The organism is Paenibacillus sp. FSL L8-0340, from assembly GCF_038593145.1.
In the GTDB taxonomy this organism is placed as follows: domain Bacteria; phylum Bacillota; class Bacilli; order Paenibacillales; family Paenibacillaceae; genus Paenibacillus_AQ.
The window spans coordinates 5,561,716-5,578,068 of record NZ_CP151967.1 but is presented as its reverse complement, the minus strand read 5'-3'; the positions used below and the strand labels follow the sequence as shown (position 1 = coordinate 5,578,068).

The following is a 16,353-nucleotide window of genomic DNA, read 5'->3' as shown; positions in this document are numbered from 1 at the left end:
GTTGAAAAGGGTTAGCTTAGGTTCCAGAGCTTTCGATGCAATAAACGTTATGATCATGCTGTTAATCCTGGTTGTTGTGCTGTATCCGATTCTGCACATTGTCGCGACATCGCTAAGCGGTGCAAGTTACATCTCTTCCGGGAGCGTAACGGTTTGGCCTAAGGGATTTAATCTGGAAGCGTACACGACGGTATTTCATGATCCATACATTTTTAAAGGGTATCTGAACTCGATTATTTATGCGACAGGCTCAACGGGCATCATGCTGCTTTTTACGGCAATGATGGCGTATCCGCTCACGATCCCTGGATTTGCGGGTAAGAAATTTTTAACCTTCTTCCTTATGATAACGATGTTTTTCGGTGGCGGTTTAATTCCGACCTATCTGCTTATGCGCAGTTTGAACCTGTTAGACACGGTATGGGTCATGATTCTCCCGGGCGCAATCAGCGCTTATAACGTATTTTTATTTCGTACCTTCTTTCTTAATATTCCGTCTGAGCTGAAGGACTCCGCTTATATCGACGGGGCGAATGATTTAGTGGTCCTATTCAAAATCATACTGCCGTTGTCGAAAGCGCTTTTTGCAACCTTTGCTCTGTTCGGTCTGGTCGGAAGCTGGAACAGCTGGTTCGAAGCTTTGATTTACTTGCGGGATCAGGATAAGTACCCTTTGCAGATGGTGTTAAGAAACTATCTGTTCACTTTGGATACGACTGCGATTCAAGGCCGGGTAGGAGGCGGTGCTGTTGCTGTCAATGCCCCGGGAGAAACACTTGATCCAAAGGCGGTACGAATGAGTGTCATTATTATTACCATGTTTCCGATTATGTGCATTTATCCCTTCTTTCAGAAGCATTTCACCAAGGGATTATTCGTAGGCTCCGTCAAAGGCTGAGCTGCGGATGTGCCGGTGTAAAGAGGTGGGTGCCCGGACGGCTCATTGTTAATGATGAGAGTTGAAAAAGCAGGTTTATCGTACAAATTAGGGGGAAATGAAATGAACAAGCTGGCGAAAATACTTGTCCTCGGGTTGGCCGCGCTGATGATTTTTTCAGGATGTTCGAATGACTCTAAGAATTCTGCCGTCAATGGAGAGAATCAGGAAGTGATGCGCTTTTCGGTGACTCTGCCTACGTATGGCGTGGATAATCCGAATAGTCTCGTAGGCAAGGAATGGCACAAACGCATGGAAGCATACATGGGTAAAAAGGTGGAAATTGAATATAACTATATTCCGTCTTCCGAGTATGACGAGAAGGTCAAACTCATGATTGCAAGCGACGATCTGACGGACTTCTTCGTGACGCCGTTATTTTATGATACGAGCGAAATGGCCGGTCAGGGCCAGCTTCTCGAATTAGCCCAATATAAAGATTTAATGCCGAATTATATGAACTACATTAGCAAGGTGAAAAATGGAATGAAGCGGGTGACGAATGCTGACGGCGAGATGTATACCTTTATGGAAACTTCCACTCCAAGGTTCCCTGAGGATCGCGGTATGCTCATTCAGAATACGTCCTCTTACCGCTATGACGTGTTCAAAGCGAATAATATCGAAATTCCGGAAACACTTGATGAATTTTATGAGGCTGCCAAAAGCCTTAAAAAACTCTATCCCGACAAATATCCTGTCGCAACCAAATGGAACAGCCTGAGATCGCTGTTCTCTGCGAACCATATCAAGGACGAAATCTTCTGGAACGGCGAGAAATATGTATATGGGGTTCTGGAAGAAGGGTTTAAAGATGCGCTCCAATTTGCAAATAAGCTGTATGCCGATAAGCTGTTAGATCCGGAGTATACGATTGATACAGATGATACGCTGAAAAGAAAAGCGCTGAATGGCGACAACCTCATGTGGCTGACGCAGTGGTTTACCACTCCGGCCGAGTACACAAGAACGGCCAATGATGGCAAGATTTTTGCAGTTTCCCTGTATCCTGACAATCCGAAATACGGGAAAGCCTGGCAGGAAGTGGTGAATGGCAATACTCCTGATTTGGGCTGGGCAGCTTACGGCCTAAGTTCAAAAGTGAAAAACCCCGAAGAATTGATCAAATTCATCGATTATCAATATTCGGATGAAATGATCAGACTCATCACCTGGGGGATTGAGGGTACGACCTATACGATTGGGGAGAATGGTATTCCGACCTTTGTGGACTCGTTGAAAAATGCCAAGGATCCGTGGCTGGAAGGCGATAAATACGGCATGCGGGCAAGCCGGAATCATAACCCTGGCCTGCAGATGGTTAGTGACGCAAGAGCTTTTGTAGATTTTGCCGCGATAGACTATACCGTATTTAACGGGAAATATGAAGAGGTGCCGATTGAGAAGTCACAATTCCTGACGAGCTTACCCATGCCTGAGAACGAATATGTTCCTTCCTGGCTGAGCGAACCTTCGATTCAACTCACAGGCGATGAAAACCAGCGGATCTCGGAGATTATGAACCCGGTTAAAACGTTTGTTACGGAAGAACAGGCCAAATTCGTGGCAGGCAAGAGCAGCTTCGATGATTGGCAGGTATTCATTGATAAGGTCCAAAAAATGGGCGCCATTGATGAAGCGCTGAAAATTTATAACGATGCTGCGCAAAGAGTAACAGCAAACTAATAGAGATTGTCCCTCTGTTGCTGATTGCTTCGGGGCGGCAATATATCGCAAAGCGATAGGATGTAAGATAACGAAACCATAGGATGTGAGAAGAGTTTTGAACGAGAAAAAAGAGATTTTATTCCATGTGGAAAAGCTTCTGAATAAAAGAAATCAATTTATGATTACAAAGGTTTCTCCAATGGAGTTTTCAGGTTTTACGACAAAGGAACAGCTGTTCATTCATGAAATGGATGAGCAACCGTTCCAGAGCATAACCAGGGGACAACAGTGGGGGGAGAATTGGGGGTACGGCTGGTTCCGGTCCACAATCATTGCCCCTAAGGAGGCCGAAGGCAAACGGCTGGTGGCTATGCTTGATTTTGGAGCCGAAGCGACCGTGTATGTTGACGGCATCGTGAGTGGTGCAAAGGATCTTAACCATCATTACGTAACCTTAACCCGTTCGGCGAAAAGCGGCCAGCAATTCGAAATTGTCGCAGAGGCGTACGCCGGCCATTCCGATTCTCAGCCATTGTTCGGAGAGTCGCAACTCTGTATTTTTGAAGAAGAAGTGTACCAGTTTTTTATCGATTTGGAATGCCTGTACGATCTTCGCAATCATCTCGATGTCAAATCTCTCCGCGTTGCGGAGATTGATCGTTGTCTGACTCAGGTATTTGCGACGGTCGACCTGACCCTGCGTCAGGAATTGTTGGGAGAGAACGTAAAAGAGTGCAGGGAGATTATGAAACCGCTTTTATCTTGTGTGAACGGTTCAACGGCGCCTACCCTGTACCTTATGGGACAGTCCCACCTGGATGTGGCCTGGCTGTGGCCGATTGAGGAGACGAAGCGTAAAATTGCACGGACCATGTCCAATCAGCTTGCGCTCATGGACGAATATCCGGAATATACTTACACGCAGAGCCAGCCTTATTTATTCCAGTTGGTCAAGACGCTGTATCCTGAGCTGTATACGCGCATCAAACAAGCGGTGAAGGAAGGCAGAATCATTCCCGAAGGCTCCATGTGGATAGAGCCCGATACGAACCTCCCCAGCGGCGAAAGCCTGATCCGCCAGGCGATGTACGGCAAGCGCTTCTTCAAGGTAGAATTCGGTGTAGACAACGAAATGCTGTGGCTGCCTGACGTGTTCGGCTATTCCGGGAACCTGCCGCAAATTATGAAGGGTTGCGGGATTAAATATTTCGGTTCCGTTAAATTGTTCGGTACTTATGATAATGTAGCAGATCCGTTCCCGCATAATACGTTTCTGTGGGAAGGGATCGACGGTTCGCAAATCTTGTCGCATCTGCTCAACTATGGAGACTACTACCCGATTCGGATCCGCCCGTCGTTCTTAATCCATCAGTGGAAAGATCGCGTCCAGCTTGAAGGGATTTCTACGCGGCTCACGCAGTTCGGACATGGCGACGGAGGCGGAGGCTCCAACCGGGACGATCTTGAGTTTATGCGCAGGCTCGGCAATTTGGAGGGCGTCCCCAAGACGAAGCACGGCTCGCCAATCGAATTTTTCCGGGATCAGACCGAAAAGGGCATTCCTGATGTCAAGTACGTAGGAGAGCTCTATTATCCCGCTCACCGCGGGACTTATACAACACAAGCGGTCATCAAAAAGCTGAACCGGAAGGCGGAAATTGGCTTCCGTGAGGCGGAGTTATGGGGGGCTGCAGCGGAGCATTTAAATAACCGGACCTATCCTTACGGGGAGCTGGACCGTCTGTGGAAGGTTCTGCTGCTGCACCAATTCCACGATATTCTGCCGGGCTCATCTATCCACCGCGTCCATGAAGAGGCGCAGCTTAAACTGATGGAATTGAATAAGGACGTGTACGACGTGGCTTCAGAAGCAAGAGGTGCAATCACAGACGGCGAGTCCTCCAGTGTTACCGTATTTAACTCGCTGTCCTGGATAAGACGGGAACTGGTAGCATTACCTAATGGCGTTCACGGGATTGCGGATAGGAATGGAGCCGTTCTACCGGTGCAATTGCACGAAGGTGTTAGCTATGCTCAGCTGGAGGCTCCTTCCATGGGCTGGTCGACGTACAAGACTGAAACGGAAGTGCCGGTCGTTCCTGTTCTGTCGACAGTCTCTGCAAGTGAATCGCATATGGAGAATGAATGGATTGCGCTTGGAATTAACGAAAAGGGTGAGATTACACGGATTTTCGATAAGGAGACCGGCACGGAATGGGCAGCAGACTGCTGCAATGTTATGCGGATGTACCGGGATCAAAATTCGGATTTTGATGCCTGGGAGATTGACCGGCGCTACCGCTTGGCACCCATTGAGCTGAATGCAAACGCCAAGGTATCCGTTACTGCGAATGGACCGCTCTTCGCAAATCTTCGGGTTGAGCGGGAATTGAATCACTCGACCATGATTCAGGATATCCGCTTGCGTGCGGGCAGCCGCCGGGTGGAATTCCATACAACGATTCAATGGCGCGAGAAGAATAAGCTGCTGAAAGTCGATTTTCCGGTTCGCATTCATACGAACGAGTCTCTGCAGGAAATTCAGTTCGGTCACGTCAAGAGGCCGAATCATGCTTCGCGTCCGCATGATGCGGATCGTTACGAAGTGGTTCAGCATAAGTGGTCTGCCCTTACAGAGGCAAACCGCGGCTTCGCACTGCTGAACGACTGCAAATACGGCATTTCCGTCAACGATAACACGATGAGCTTAACACTGCTTCGGGCTCCGACTTGGCCGGATGAAACGTCCGATCAAGGGTTGCATCATTTTACTTATGGATTTACATTCTGGAACGGTGCATTTCTCGACAGTCCTGTTGTGCGCGAAGCTTATGAGCTGAACTATCCTGTCAGCCTTGTGCCTGGAGGAGGGTGTGGGGCACAATCCTTACTCTGCATCGATCAAGCCAATGTGATTGCGGAGACGGTCAAGCTTGCCGAAGACGGATCGGGCGATTGGGTTGTGCGTCTGTATGAGAGTAAAGGGGCCACGGTAGTCTGCAAGCTTCACGCCGGGCTGTCCGTTGCGGCGGTTAGTGAGGCGAATATGCTGGAGGAGAAGATTGCAGAAGTGCCGCACGAAGGCGGAGATGTAAGGCTCCAATTCCGTCCGTTCGAGGTGAAGACCATTCGATTGGCGCTTCGCAAGGAGCGATATGAATAAGCAGGGGGTGGCTTGTGGGAGAGAGTACATCATCAGTGGTTTGAACAGATGGTGTTTTGCAGCGCAACGATTTCATTCTATCAAATCTACTAAGGCCGGGAGGTCAACGAAATGAAAATGAAACAGTGGAAAAGTGCGGGAATATGGACTTGCCTTGTGCTGATGATTATGACGGCGCCGGGCGGCGCGTTTGCAGCGCAGGCGGCGGAAAGTGGCGACGGGCAGAATCTGAGCATTGTAAAGAAAGGGGTCCAGGAGCCGTTCAAGATCAAGGTCGTGGATGCCGAGACGGGCCGGGGCATTCCGCTTGTTGAGCTGAAGACGACGAACAACGTTCTGTATTACACGGATAGTGCTGGTGTAGTGGCGTTCAGTGAACCCGGATTGATGGATCAGCCGGTCTTCTTCCATCTGTCGAGCCACGGTTATGATATCCCCGCCGATATGTTTGGCAATCGTGGGCAGGCTGTACAGATTATGCCCGGGGGTATGATTACAATCGAGATGAACCGGGTCAACATCGCTGAACGGCTGTACCGGATTACGGGCCAAGGTATTTATCGCGACAGTATGCTCCTTGGTTTGGGGGCGCCGATTCAGGAGCCGCTGATAAACGGTCTGGTCATGGGACAGGATTCTGTGCAGACGATCACGTACAAAGATAAGCTGTATTGGTTCTGGGGTGATACCGACAGACCAGCGTATCCGCTGGGGAACTTCCGTGTGACGGGAGCAACTTCTCAGATGCCGCAAAACGGCGGATTGGATCCGGACGCCGGTGTGAATCTGGACTATTTCACTAAAGAGGACGGTTTCGTCAAAAGCTTGGTGCCGCAGCTGCCTGACGGCGCCGGCATAGCTTGGGTGTTCGGTTTGATGACTGCCAAGGACAGTGCCGGACATGAACGCCTGCTCGCCGGATATAGTACCCATAATCCCGGACTCAGCGCCTTCGGCATTCTTGCCTTTAATGACAATATCAAGGAATTCGAGCAAGTCGTCCAGTTCCCTTCCAAAGACGATTGGCGCCATCCGGGCGGCCAGGCGACCTATTATGAGGAGAACGGGGTGGGCTATTGGCTCTTTACCGAACACCGGATGCCAAATTTGCGCGTATCCGCAAGCTATGACGCCATCATCGACTATACTCAATATGAATCGTTTACAGCTTTAACACCGGGAACGACGTACAACGGAGCTCAAACGTCGTTGGAACGCGACGCAAACGGCCAGCTTGTATGGGGTTGGAAAAAGAATACTCCGCCGCTTAAGCAGGATCAAGAGAAGGAGCTGATCCGTTTAGGGGTGATCCAAGCGGCCGACCTGCATTATTATCAATTGAAAGATGCCGATACCGGCGAAGAGGTTCAAATCTCCTCAAGCGCCGTCGAATGGAACAATTACCGGCAGCGTTACGTGATGATCGGGCAGCAGCTGCAGGGAAAGACATCGGTGCTCGGAGAAATCTGGTACGCGGAAGCTCCGGCGCCTCAAGGTCCGTGGACTAATGCCAAAAAGATCGTAACGCACAATAATTATACTTTTTACAACGTTGCCCAGCACAAAAATTTCAATAAGGATGGCGGCCGGGTAATCTACTTCGAGGGGACTTATACGAATACGTTCACGAATCATGTAGCGACACCGCGGTATAACTACAATCAAGTCATGTATAAACTCGATCTGGCGAATCCGAAGCTAGGGCTTACTTCTATGAACTAACTGAATGAACCCCTTCCGGAAGCACGGTAGGCATTCCGGAAGGGTCCTTTATGCAGGGGGTGATAGCAGCCTGTGCCGATGGGGAATGGATAGTCAATGCGGTAATTGACGGGAGGAGTTACTTTGGATTTTGATTTTACCAGGTACACCAGGCTGATGGGGAGATTTGATCTGACTGACAAAGGGAATCCGAAATGCGGATGGGTTAATAGTGCTGTTCATCTTGCCTTCCGGGGTACGGCCATCTCTATGACAGCAGGGGATTCCGGCGGCCAGGATTACGTTGAAATCGTATTGGACGGGATCGCCCGTAATTGGATTAATCTGAAGAAGGGGGTTCATGTATACATAATCGAACAGGGGCTCCCGGATGGAGAACACACTTTGGAAATCCACAAGCGGACGGGAATTTTGACCGGGAATATCGCATTTCATCATTTTTCTCTTCCTGGCGGCGGAAGCTTCCTTGCCCCGCCTGCGGCCAAACCTATCCGGCTTGAATACTTTGGGGATTCCATCACAGATGGAGCAGGGATCGGCCATCCGCATGTGCTCGCTGAAGCCCCGCATCTTGACGACGGCTATATGTCCTATGTCGGGATCAGCGCTAGAATGTTGAACGCGGAATATCATACGATGGCCATTTGCGGCATTGGCGTTTGGCAGGATGCCGTAGGGAACAGGCATGGATTGCCGGAGCATTTTTTGGGGACCCTCGGCAAAGACACGGCGCCATGGGACTTTTCCCGGTATATTCCTGATGGAATTGTCATTAATTTGGGTCAAAACGATTATTCTACACCAATTGATGATGAGGAGTATATTGCCGCTTATATAAAATTCATTCAGGTTATCCTGGATCAATACAACGATCCCTATGTCTTTTGCTGTGTTGGAACCATGAACAACAACTATCTCGCCAGTGTGAATAAGGTCGTGGCCCATTTTAATCAAAATGGAAACGGAAAGATATTATTGGTTGATTTAGGGCTGATTCATCCAGAGGTGGAAGGATGGGGCGGCCGTTATCATCCCGGCTATCAGACGCATTACCGGATGGGATGGGAGCTGGCCTCTTTTATATCCGCCAAGACCGGATGGGAATTGCTTAAGCGTCCGTTGACCGCTACGGAATGCGTGTTCTGAAATTCTTCACTTACCGGGTAGGACTTATCGCCTCCAATGAAATAGAGTAGTGTAAGCCGCCTTGGATTACGGAGCGGAAGTGATTGAATTCGATGTTAAGCTCACCAAGGCTAACATCCTTGCTGTATTCCATGATTCAACTTGCTGGAGGAACTGCGTCTTAAAGATAAGAAACTACAACATCAGGCGGGTCGCTAATGAAAATATGTTTAAATGTTCAACTGTTTTAGCATATGCCGTCATTCAGATGAATAGTATATGGAACCGAATTTCTTAAAAAAGCATATGGAAATCTAATGGAAGGTAATGGTTGGAGATCATTTATTTTCATCTTTTAAAAAACTCCTAAAGTAGAAGGTGTTGACCTTGTTTGTTCCCTAAAACAAACAAGACTTCTACAAAGGAGTTTTTACTTTGATTAATAAAAGTATGGGCCGAGAAATGATGATTTGTCTACTGAGTCATTACTGGAAAATTTATATAGCCGAACAGAGTCAGCCGAGGAAGCTTAGTAAGTTTACACAGGCGCGTAAACTTTTCCAGTAATATTGACTGGACCAGTTAAGGTAATATCCCCCTGGAGGTCTTCAGGGTTTGAGGCAAACACCTGAAATACATGAAATCCTACTGATACATTCGTAAGAATTGTCTGGAACGTTGTAGTCATTTCAAGTGGTTCATCTTCATCGTTTGAAATGGACTCTTGCTCAGCGCTACCAACAACGATTCCATCCGTAAGGACTTGAAGGAAGAGTTTGGGTTGATCTGGTGGTGTAGCAAAAACGTTCGTTACCTGCCAACCTACTGTAGTAGTGAGTTCTACAAAGTTGGTTGCAGTTGGAACATTAATACCAAATTCTAATATCAACTTAGCTGTGGAATTAATTGGAACAATAACTCCATTGTCCAGGTTTGTCTGGACGCTTCTACCGAATTCAACTAAGGTTTGTGCCATATTTTCACCTCCACTTATTTTATAAAACCATCATATGACTTATTTTATTTTATGTTTGTGTCAATATCCTATTAACTAAAAAAACCTCGAATTTACAAGGGAGGAAGAAAAATGAAAATTATTTTTATTACTTCAGGTTTTAGAGCAGTTTATTACTTTTTTGAACAAAGTATAGTAGAAGCATTTCAGAATGCAGGTCACTATTGTGAATCTTTTACATTAAATAATGGTTTAAATGCTTTAAAACTTAAGAAAGAATCTTTGCAGCCAGATCTTATTTTAGCAATAGCCGGTTTGAAAATCTCCAAACCAATACTAGAATTTTTAAAACAAACAAAAGTAAAGTCGGTCATTTGGATGACGGAAGATCCTTATTATATGGATTGGACCCTTCCGCTTATCCCTTATTTTGACTATATTTTTACCATCGATCAAGCTGCATTGGAACAATATAAAGGACTTGGGCATCCAAATGTTTATCATCTTCCGTTAGGAACAGATCCGGAAGTGTTTCATTCCACACTAGTCTCTGAAGAGTTCACAAGTGATATTTGTTTAGTAGGAGTTCCCTATAGTAATCGAATTGAGCTTATAGAATTCTTGTTAAAGAGAACAGACTATCAAATTCAAATCGTTGGGAGAGGATGGGGCAAGCATAATAATGAATGGAACAAAAATTTAAATCTAGATTTAGGTTTAGTGAATGCCTGGGTAAAGCCCGAAACCGTTGTGAATTATTATAATGGTTCAAAAATTGTTTTAAATATCCACCGTCCTTCTGATGAGAAATACAATAGAAATCGTATGGGTATTATTGCCAAAAGTATCAACAACCGTACCTTTGATGCTGCCAGTTGCGAAGCATTTCAACTTATTGATTCTAAAGAGGAGCTGGTAAATCATTTTGAGGAAGGGAAGGAAATTGTTTCTTTCGAAGATAAGAATGATTTACTTGAGAAGATTCATTATTATATTGCACACGACGAAGAACGCAAACAAATTGCTATAAAAGCAAGAAAACGCGTGTTGACTTCACACACCTTTCAACATCGAATCGATCATTTGTTAATGAAGGTTCAATCTTAAATTGCCGTAACTACGGCGAATGTTATGGACATCCAGCCGCTGCTGTCTCCGGATTTCCTGATTTATACCGCTTCTAGCGGATAAAATCCGGAGACAGCATATGCTTCCGATGCGAGCTTTCCTTCGGAAAGCTTTCGGGCGGACGCTTTCGCTCTTCCAGTTCCAAAAATCCCCACCTCCCCCCGTGAATTTGACTTCCATCAGTCCTTCTTCATCTTCGTTTTGTGTATTATTTTCCAACTGTCATCAACTCCTGACTATGTGTAGAAGCAAGCTGAATCAGCTGCCGCACATGTTCATCTACCAGGGAGTAAAACGCCAGCTTTCCTTCTTTGCGGTATTTAACCAGGTTTAATTTTTTTAGCGTCCTAAGATGATGCGATGCCGTTGCAAGCGGGGATCCGATGATATTGGCCACATTAAAAACAACATGAAAATTAGATGAGACTAATTCACACGCTAAATTTAGTCTTATATCCTATTACGTTTTGATTATCAATACATAGTATGAAAGTAGACAGCACTAGGGGGGGCGATATTGATTGACAAGGGTATCCATAATCATGACTAGTTACAATAAGCCTGTTATATCACGAAGTCCATTCAATCCATTTTAACTGAAAAATAATGTAATTATAAGTAAAAAATGTAGAAAGAAGGAAGGTAATAGAATTGGAGAAGAACTCACCATATTCTAATTTAAAAGAAAAATTAATTTCTCTAAAGGCTAAAGTTGGCGTAATTGGACTTGGCTATGTAGGGATGCCTTTAGCAATTGAATTATCAAAAAAAGGTTACCAAGTTTATGGAATTGATATTAATGTAGAAAAAATCAGTAGATTAAAGAACATGGATTTCTATATTTCAGGAGTAAATAAAGAAGATTTACACGAAGTGATAAACAGTAAAAAATTTATTCCTACAAATGATTTTTCAGTAATTTCATCTTTAGATTCTATTAACATTTGTGTTCCTACTCCTTTAACAAAGGATAACATCCCGGATATGTCGTATATAAAATCAGTAGTTGAAGAAATAAAACAATATATGCATAAAGAATTACTCATTATTTTAGAAAGTACTACTTATCCGGGTACAACAGAGGAATTGATCGAATATGAATTGACAAAAAAAGGATATAAAGCTGGTGAGGATTATTTTCTTTGTTTTTCCCCAGAAAGAGTAGATCCTGGTAATGGCGAATATAATACAAAAAACATACCAAAAGTAATTGGAGGAAAAACACAATTATGTACTGAAATAGCAACCTTGTTATATAAGGATGCCATTCAATCACTTGTGACTGTTTCTTCCCCTAAGATAGCCGAAATGAGTAAGCTTTTAGAAAATACATTTCGCAGTGTGAATATTGCATTTATTAATGAAATGGCGATGTTATGCGAAAAATTAGAAATAAATATATGGGAAGTAATTAAAGCAGCGAGTACAAAACCCTTTGGTTTTATGCCATTTTCTCCTGGCCCTGGTATTGGAGGACACTGCATTCCTCTTGACCCTATGTACTTATCGTGGAAAGCAAGAGAATTAAACTTTTATAGCCGTTTCATTGAATTAGCACATGAAATAAATCATTCTATGCCGGAGTATGTGTTAAATAAGGTTGAAATAGCACTTAATAATGTTAATAAATCTGTCAGAAACTCTAAAATATTATTACTAGGCATGGCGTATAAGCCGAATATTGATGATTTACGGGAATCTCCTAGTCTTTCTATCTATCATACATTAAAAGAAATGGGCGCTTTAGTTGAATACAATGATCCTTATGCAGCCCAGTTTACAGATAATGAAGGAAATATTGTACATTCAATTGAATTGGATCATCAAAATCTTCGTAATTTTGACTGTATTATCTTATTAACAAACCATAATGTTTATAACTACCAAGAGATTTCGGAAAATTCTAACTTAATTATAGATACAAGAAATGCCTTTAAAAATATAGATACACCTAACATTGTAAGGATCGGAGATTCTCCCCCAGGTTGCTGAGCTTCATTCAGCATAACAGGTACCTGGCTCAGAACTTTTGCGTTAGCAGACGCTGTGTAAGTGGTACACTTTTAGATTAGCAAACACACTGGAGGTATTTACTAATGGAGCAAAACAAAATAATATATCAATCTGATGTAGGTACTTCAGTCGGTCAAATTAATAAAAATAAAGTTGTCGTTTATACTGCTATCACAGCTAATTATGACAATCTTTATGAACCCCGGTATAAATCCGATAAATTTGATTATGTATGCTTTACTGACAATCCGGATATAAAGTCAAATTTTTGGAAAATAATACCACTACCACATCATAATCTTGATTCGACAAGAAAGGCAAGATATGTAAAAATACTACCTCACTTGTTTTTTCAAGACTATAACTACAGTGTATGGGTAGATGCAAATATTACTATCGTTGGAGATCTATACGAGTTGCTGCAAAGTTATTTGAAGGAATCTTCTCTTGTCTTTTTTAGGCACTCTGATGGAAGAAACTGTATATATCAAGAAGCAGAAGCTTGCATACGGAGAAATAAAGATGACAAAAATGTAATTCTTGCCCAAGCTGAAAGATATGAAAAAGAGAGATATCCAGAAAATAATGGCCTTATTTCTACTGGAGTAATTTTAAGGAGACACAAGGATCCAAAAATTATAGAAACAATGGACGCTTGGTGGAATGAAGTTGAAAACTTCAGTAAAAGAGATCAGATGAGCTTTAATTATATCGCTTGGAAGTATAATACCCCTTTTTCTATTCTCGATGATTATATTAGGGATAATAAATACTTCAAATGGAGAATTCACGATCATCAGACAAATCAAAAAAAATCTTTGATCTAATGTCAATACGAAGTATTAAAGTCACGAAGAATGAATATTTCGGTGGAATAGAGCCATTGAGTTAATAAGTGAGAGCGACGTGATGTTTATAAAGAGAGCCACCCGGGGAGGGGCTCTCTAAGCGAAAGTGACTGTTACTTGCTGAGTCCTTTCCGTTGGTATTTTCCTTTTGATGGGACAGTTAACACCTCCGATATGGTATTCCGTGAACATTGACAGCTCGATGCAATGCTAATGTTCAAAGAAAAAGGGTGATATTAAAATGAGGTTCGGTGGTAGCGATAAATTAACAATTCAATCCATATTTAAGGAAGTAAAGAATAACTTCACATATGAATTCTGGGTTAAGCCTGAAGCAGCTCATAAAATTAGAAAAGAGTCAGTTATAGGTGTTTCAGGTATTTCAGATCAAAGGTATGTTATTGCGGCTGGTTATGGGGGCGATAATGAGTATGCTGGAACAGGAGTGTCAGTAGGGACGAATGGTGTTTCAGTTTTTGAACATACAGCAAATCATCTGCCAGCTACTTTAGTATATGAAACAAGTATTACTGACTGGACTCACATTGCAATTGTTTATCGTGATAAAACCCCATATCTTTTTATTAATGGTGAGATTAGAAAAATGGGTTTGAAAAGCCTGAAAACAAATGTTTTTGCCTCAGGGATAATCGGGGGTCTGAGTAATTACGGTTTTTTTATTGGTGAAATTACTAATGTTAGAATTTGGGATTATGCTAGAACAAGGAGACAAATTTACGAGAATATGAATAATGGAATGACTGAAAAAAAACCGGGCTTAATAAGTTTAATTTTAGAAGAAGACAGACTGAATAAGCAAAAACTAATAAGTAATGATGAACGTAATGAAACTAATACTGAAGAAATTGATGTAATCATTTGTGTGCATAATGCTTTAGAGGAAGTAAAGGTATGTCTCGAGTCATTAATTGCTAAGAGAACATTAACCTTTAATATTATTATAGTTGATGATGGCAGTAACAAGGAAACAAGTAGATTTTTAAGGGCTTATGCTGAAGTCTATAATTGTAAGCTTATTAGAAATGATTATGCACAAGGATATACAATTGCCGCTAATATAGGGTTGCTGGCATCATCTTCTAAATATTGTGTGTTACTTAATAGTGATACAATCGTTACACTTCGCTGGTTAGAAAAGCTAATTGCATGTATGGAATCTGAGAAAGCTGTAGGTTTAGCAGGTCCTCTTTCCAATGCAGCTTCTTGGCAATCCGTACCAAAATTGTTTGAACAAAAGGATTGGGCAAAAAATTCACTCCCAGAAAAAATGAACTTGGAACAAATGTCAAATTTAGTGGAAAACCGGTCAGATAAATGTTATCCAGAAGTTCCACTTTTAAATGGATTTTGTTTAATGGTTAAAAGAGAGGTTATAGATAAAATTGGTTATTTTGATCAGGAGACTTTTTCGGAAGGATATGGCGAAGAAAATGATTATTGTATCCGAGCAAAAAATGCTGGTTTCAAACTAAAAGTAGCCGATGATTGTTACGTGTATCATTATAAATCTAGTAGTTACACGAGTGACCAAAAAAAATTGTTAAAAAAACAAGCAGATAAGCTAATTTGCAGAAAGTATTCCAGTGAAAAAATAAGAGATTGTATGACAGTTTTAAAAGAAAATAAGGAACTAAACACTTTGAGGAAAAAAGTTGAAAATGCGATAGAAAACGGTGAAAAGTTAAAAAGAAGTAATATCTCGATTTTATTTATTTTGCCAACAAAAGGAGGAGATGGGGGATCACACTCAGTTGTACAGGAAACAATGGGACTTCGTACATTGAATGTAAATGCAAAAATAGCCAACAATCTTAACTATAAGATTCCATTTTCTGAAAAATACTTAAATTTTGATGAATTTTGTGTTTATTATAAAAATCAAGATGAATTAATTCGCCTTTCTCAACACTTCGACATCGTAGTAGCTACCGTATTTACAACGGTGAAAATGTTAAAAAACATCATCGAATGTCACCCCTATATAAAACCCTCCTACTATATACAAGATTATGAACCATTGATGTTTGATAAAGATCATCATTGGTATAAAGAAGCGATAGAATCTTATACATTAATTCTAAATATTAATGCTTTTGCCAAAACGAATTGGATCCGTAATATAATAAAAGAAAATCATGGAATTGAGGTTTATAAAATTGCTCCGAGTTTAGACAACATGCTTTTTAAACCTGCAGTGACAATAAATAATAGTAAAAAAGATGTTGTTCATATTGTGGCAATGGTCAGGCCAAAAACTCCTCGAAGATCGCCTAAAGAAACAATGAATGTGTTGAAAGCGATAAAAGAAAAATATAATTCAAAAATAGAAATTTCTATATTTGGATGCTCTGATAATGAATTGAACTCTTTAAATGTTCCTTTGAATTTTGATTTTAAAAATCAGGGGATACTCCATAGGGAACAAGTTGCAGAGCTTTTACAAGACTCCAATATTTTTATTGATTTATCAACTTATCAAGCTTTTGGACGTTCAGGATTAGAGGCAATGGCAATTGGTTGCTCTACTATCCTTCCAAAGATAGGAGGAATATATGAATATGCGGTACATGGATACAACAGTTTTTTAGTTGATACTGCTAATAATGAAGAGGTTATTCATTTTATAAGTTATTTAGTAGAAAATAAAAGTATAAGAAATAAATTTTTCTTAAATGGAATAGAAACTGCTAAAAATTATTCGATAGAAAAAGCAAGTCTTTCGCAGTATCAATTTTTCGACAATATGTTAAATAATGAAGAAAAAGGGAATTGA

General features: G+C 42.1%; 11 protein-coding genes. 9 read left to right on the top strand and 2 right to left on the bottom strand.

What is annotated here, in order from left to right; translation table 11 throughout:
• The first annotated feature begins 1 nt into the window (after position 1).
• From NST07_RS25440 to NST07_RS25420, 5 genes are all read left to right on the top strand, one after another.
• On the top strand, positions 2–898 hold the full coding sequence (locus tag NST07_RS25440; protein ID WP_341095273.1) for a carbohydrate ABC transporter permease: 897 nt from the start codon (positions 2–4) through the stop codon (positions 896–898).
• 102 nt (positions 899–1,000) lie between these two features.
• Positions 1,001–2,623: an extracellular solute-binding protein gene (locus NST07_RS25435; protein ID WP_342480367.1), complete on the top strand. Its 1,623-nt coding sequence runs from the start codon at positions 1,001–1,003 to the stop codon at positions 2,621–2,623.
• Between the two features lie 160 nt (positions 2,624–2,783).
• Positions 2,784–5,768 (top strand): glycoside hydrolase family 38 C-terminal domain-containing protein, encoded by a 2,985-nt coding sequence (locus NST07_RS25430; RefSeq protein ID WP_342480366.1) that lies wholly within the window; start codon positions 2,784–2,786, stop codon positions 5,766–5,768.
• A 111-nt stretch (positions 5,769–5,879) separates the two neighbouring features.
• The gene (locus NST07_RS25425; RefSeq protein WP_341379376.1) at positions 5,880–7,490 is read left to right on the top strand and encodes a hypothetical protein; all 1,611 of its coding nucleotides are present in this window, start codon (positions 5,880–5,882) and stop codon (positions 7,488–7,490) included.
• Between the two features lie 123 nt (positions 7,491–7,613).
• Positions 7,614–8,636, top strand: a complete 1,023-nt coding sequence (locus tag NST07_RS25420) for an SGNH/GDSL hydrolase family protein (RefSeq protein ID WP_341095266.1) — start codon at positions 7,614–7,616, stop codon at positions 8,634–8,636.
• A gap of 517 nt (positions 8,637–9,153) precedes the next feature.
• Here NST07_RS25420 and NST07_RS25415 read toward each other — a convergent pair.
• Entirely contained in the window at positions 9,154–9,591 is a 438-nt protein-coding gene (locus NST07_RS25415; RefSeq protein WP_341095264.1) for a hypothetical protein, read from the bottom strand.
• Between the two features lie 111 nt (positions 9,592–9,702).
• Between NST07_RS25415 and NST07_RS25410 the strand changes: the two genes are divergently transcribed.
• Positions 9,703–10,677, top strand: a complete 975-nt coding sequence (locus tag NST07_RS25410; protein ID WP_341095263.1) for a glycosyltransferase — start codon at positions 9,703–9,705, stop codon at positions 10,675–10,677.
• Between the two features lie 229 nt (positions 10,678–10,906).
• Here the strand turns inward: NST07_RS25410 and NST07_RS25405 are convergent, their stop codons facing one another.
• Positions 10,907–11,152, bottom strand: coding sequence for a metalloregulator ArsR/SmtB family transcription factor (locus NST07_RS25405; RefSeq protein WP_341097748.1), 246 nt, complete (start codon positions 11,150–11,152; stop codon positions 10,907–10,909).
• Between the two features lie 197 nt (positions 11,153–11,349).
• Here NST07_RS25405 and NST07_RS25400 point away from each other — a divergent pair, with 197 nt between their 5' ends.
• The 3 genes from NST07_RS25400 to NST07_RS25390 all read left to right on the top strand — a co-directional run bounded on the left by NST07_RS25400 (position 11,350) and on the right by NST07_RS25390 (position 16,353).
• Positions 11,350–12,690, top strand: coding sequence for a nucleotide sugar dehydrogenase (locus tag NST07_RS25400; RefSeq protein WP_341379375.1), 1,341 nt, complete (start codon positions 11,350–11,352; stop codon positions 12,688–12,690).
• A 104-nt stretch (positions 12,691–12,794) separates the two neighbouring features.
• Positions 12,795–13,538, top strand: coding sequence for a glycosyltransferase domain-containing protein (locus tag NST07_RS25395; RefSeq protein ID WP_051051336.1), 744 nt, complete (start codon positions 12,795–12,797; stop codon positions 13,536–13,538).
• Positions 13,539–13,800: 262 nt separating this feature from the next.
• The gene (locus NST07_RS25390) at positions 13,801–16,353 is read left to right on the top strand and encodes a glycosyltransferase (RefSeq protein WP_342480365.1); all 2,553 of its coding nucleotides are present in this window, start codon (positions 13,801–13,803) and stop codon (positions 16,351–16,353) included.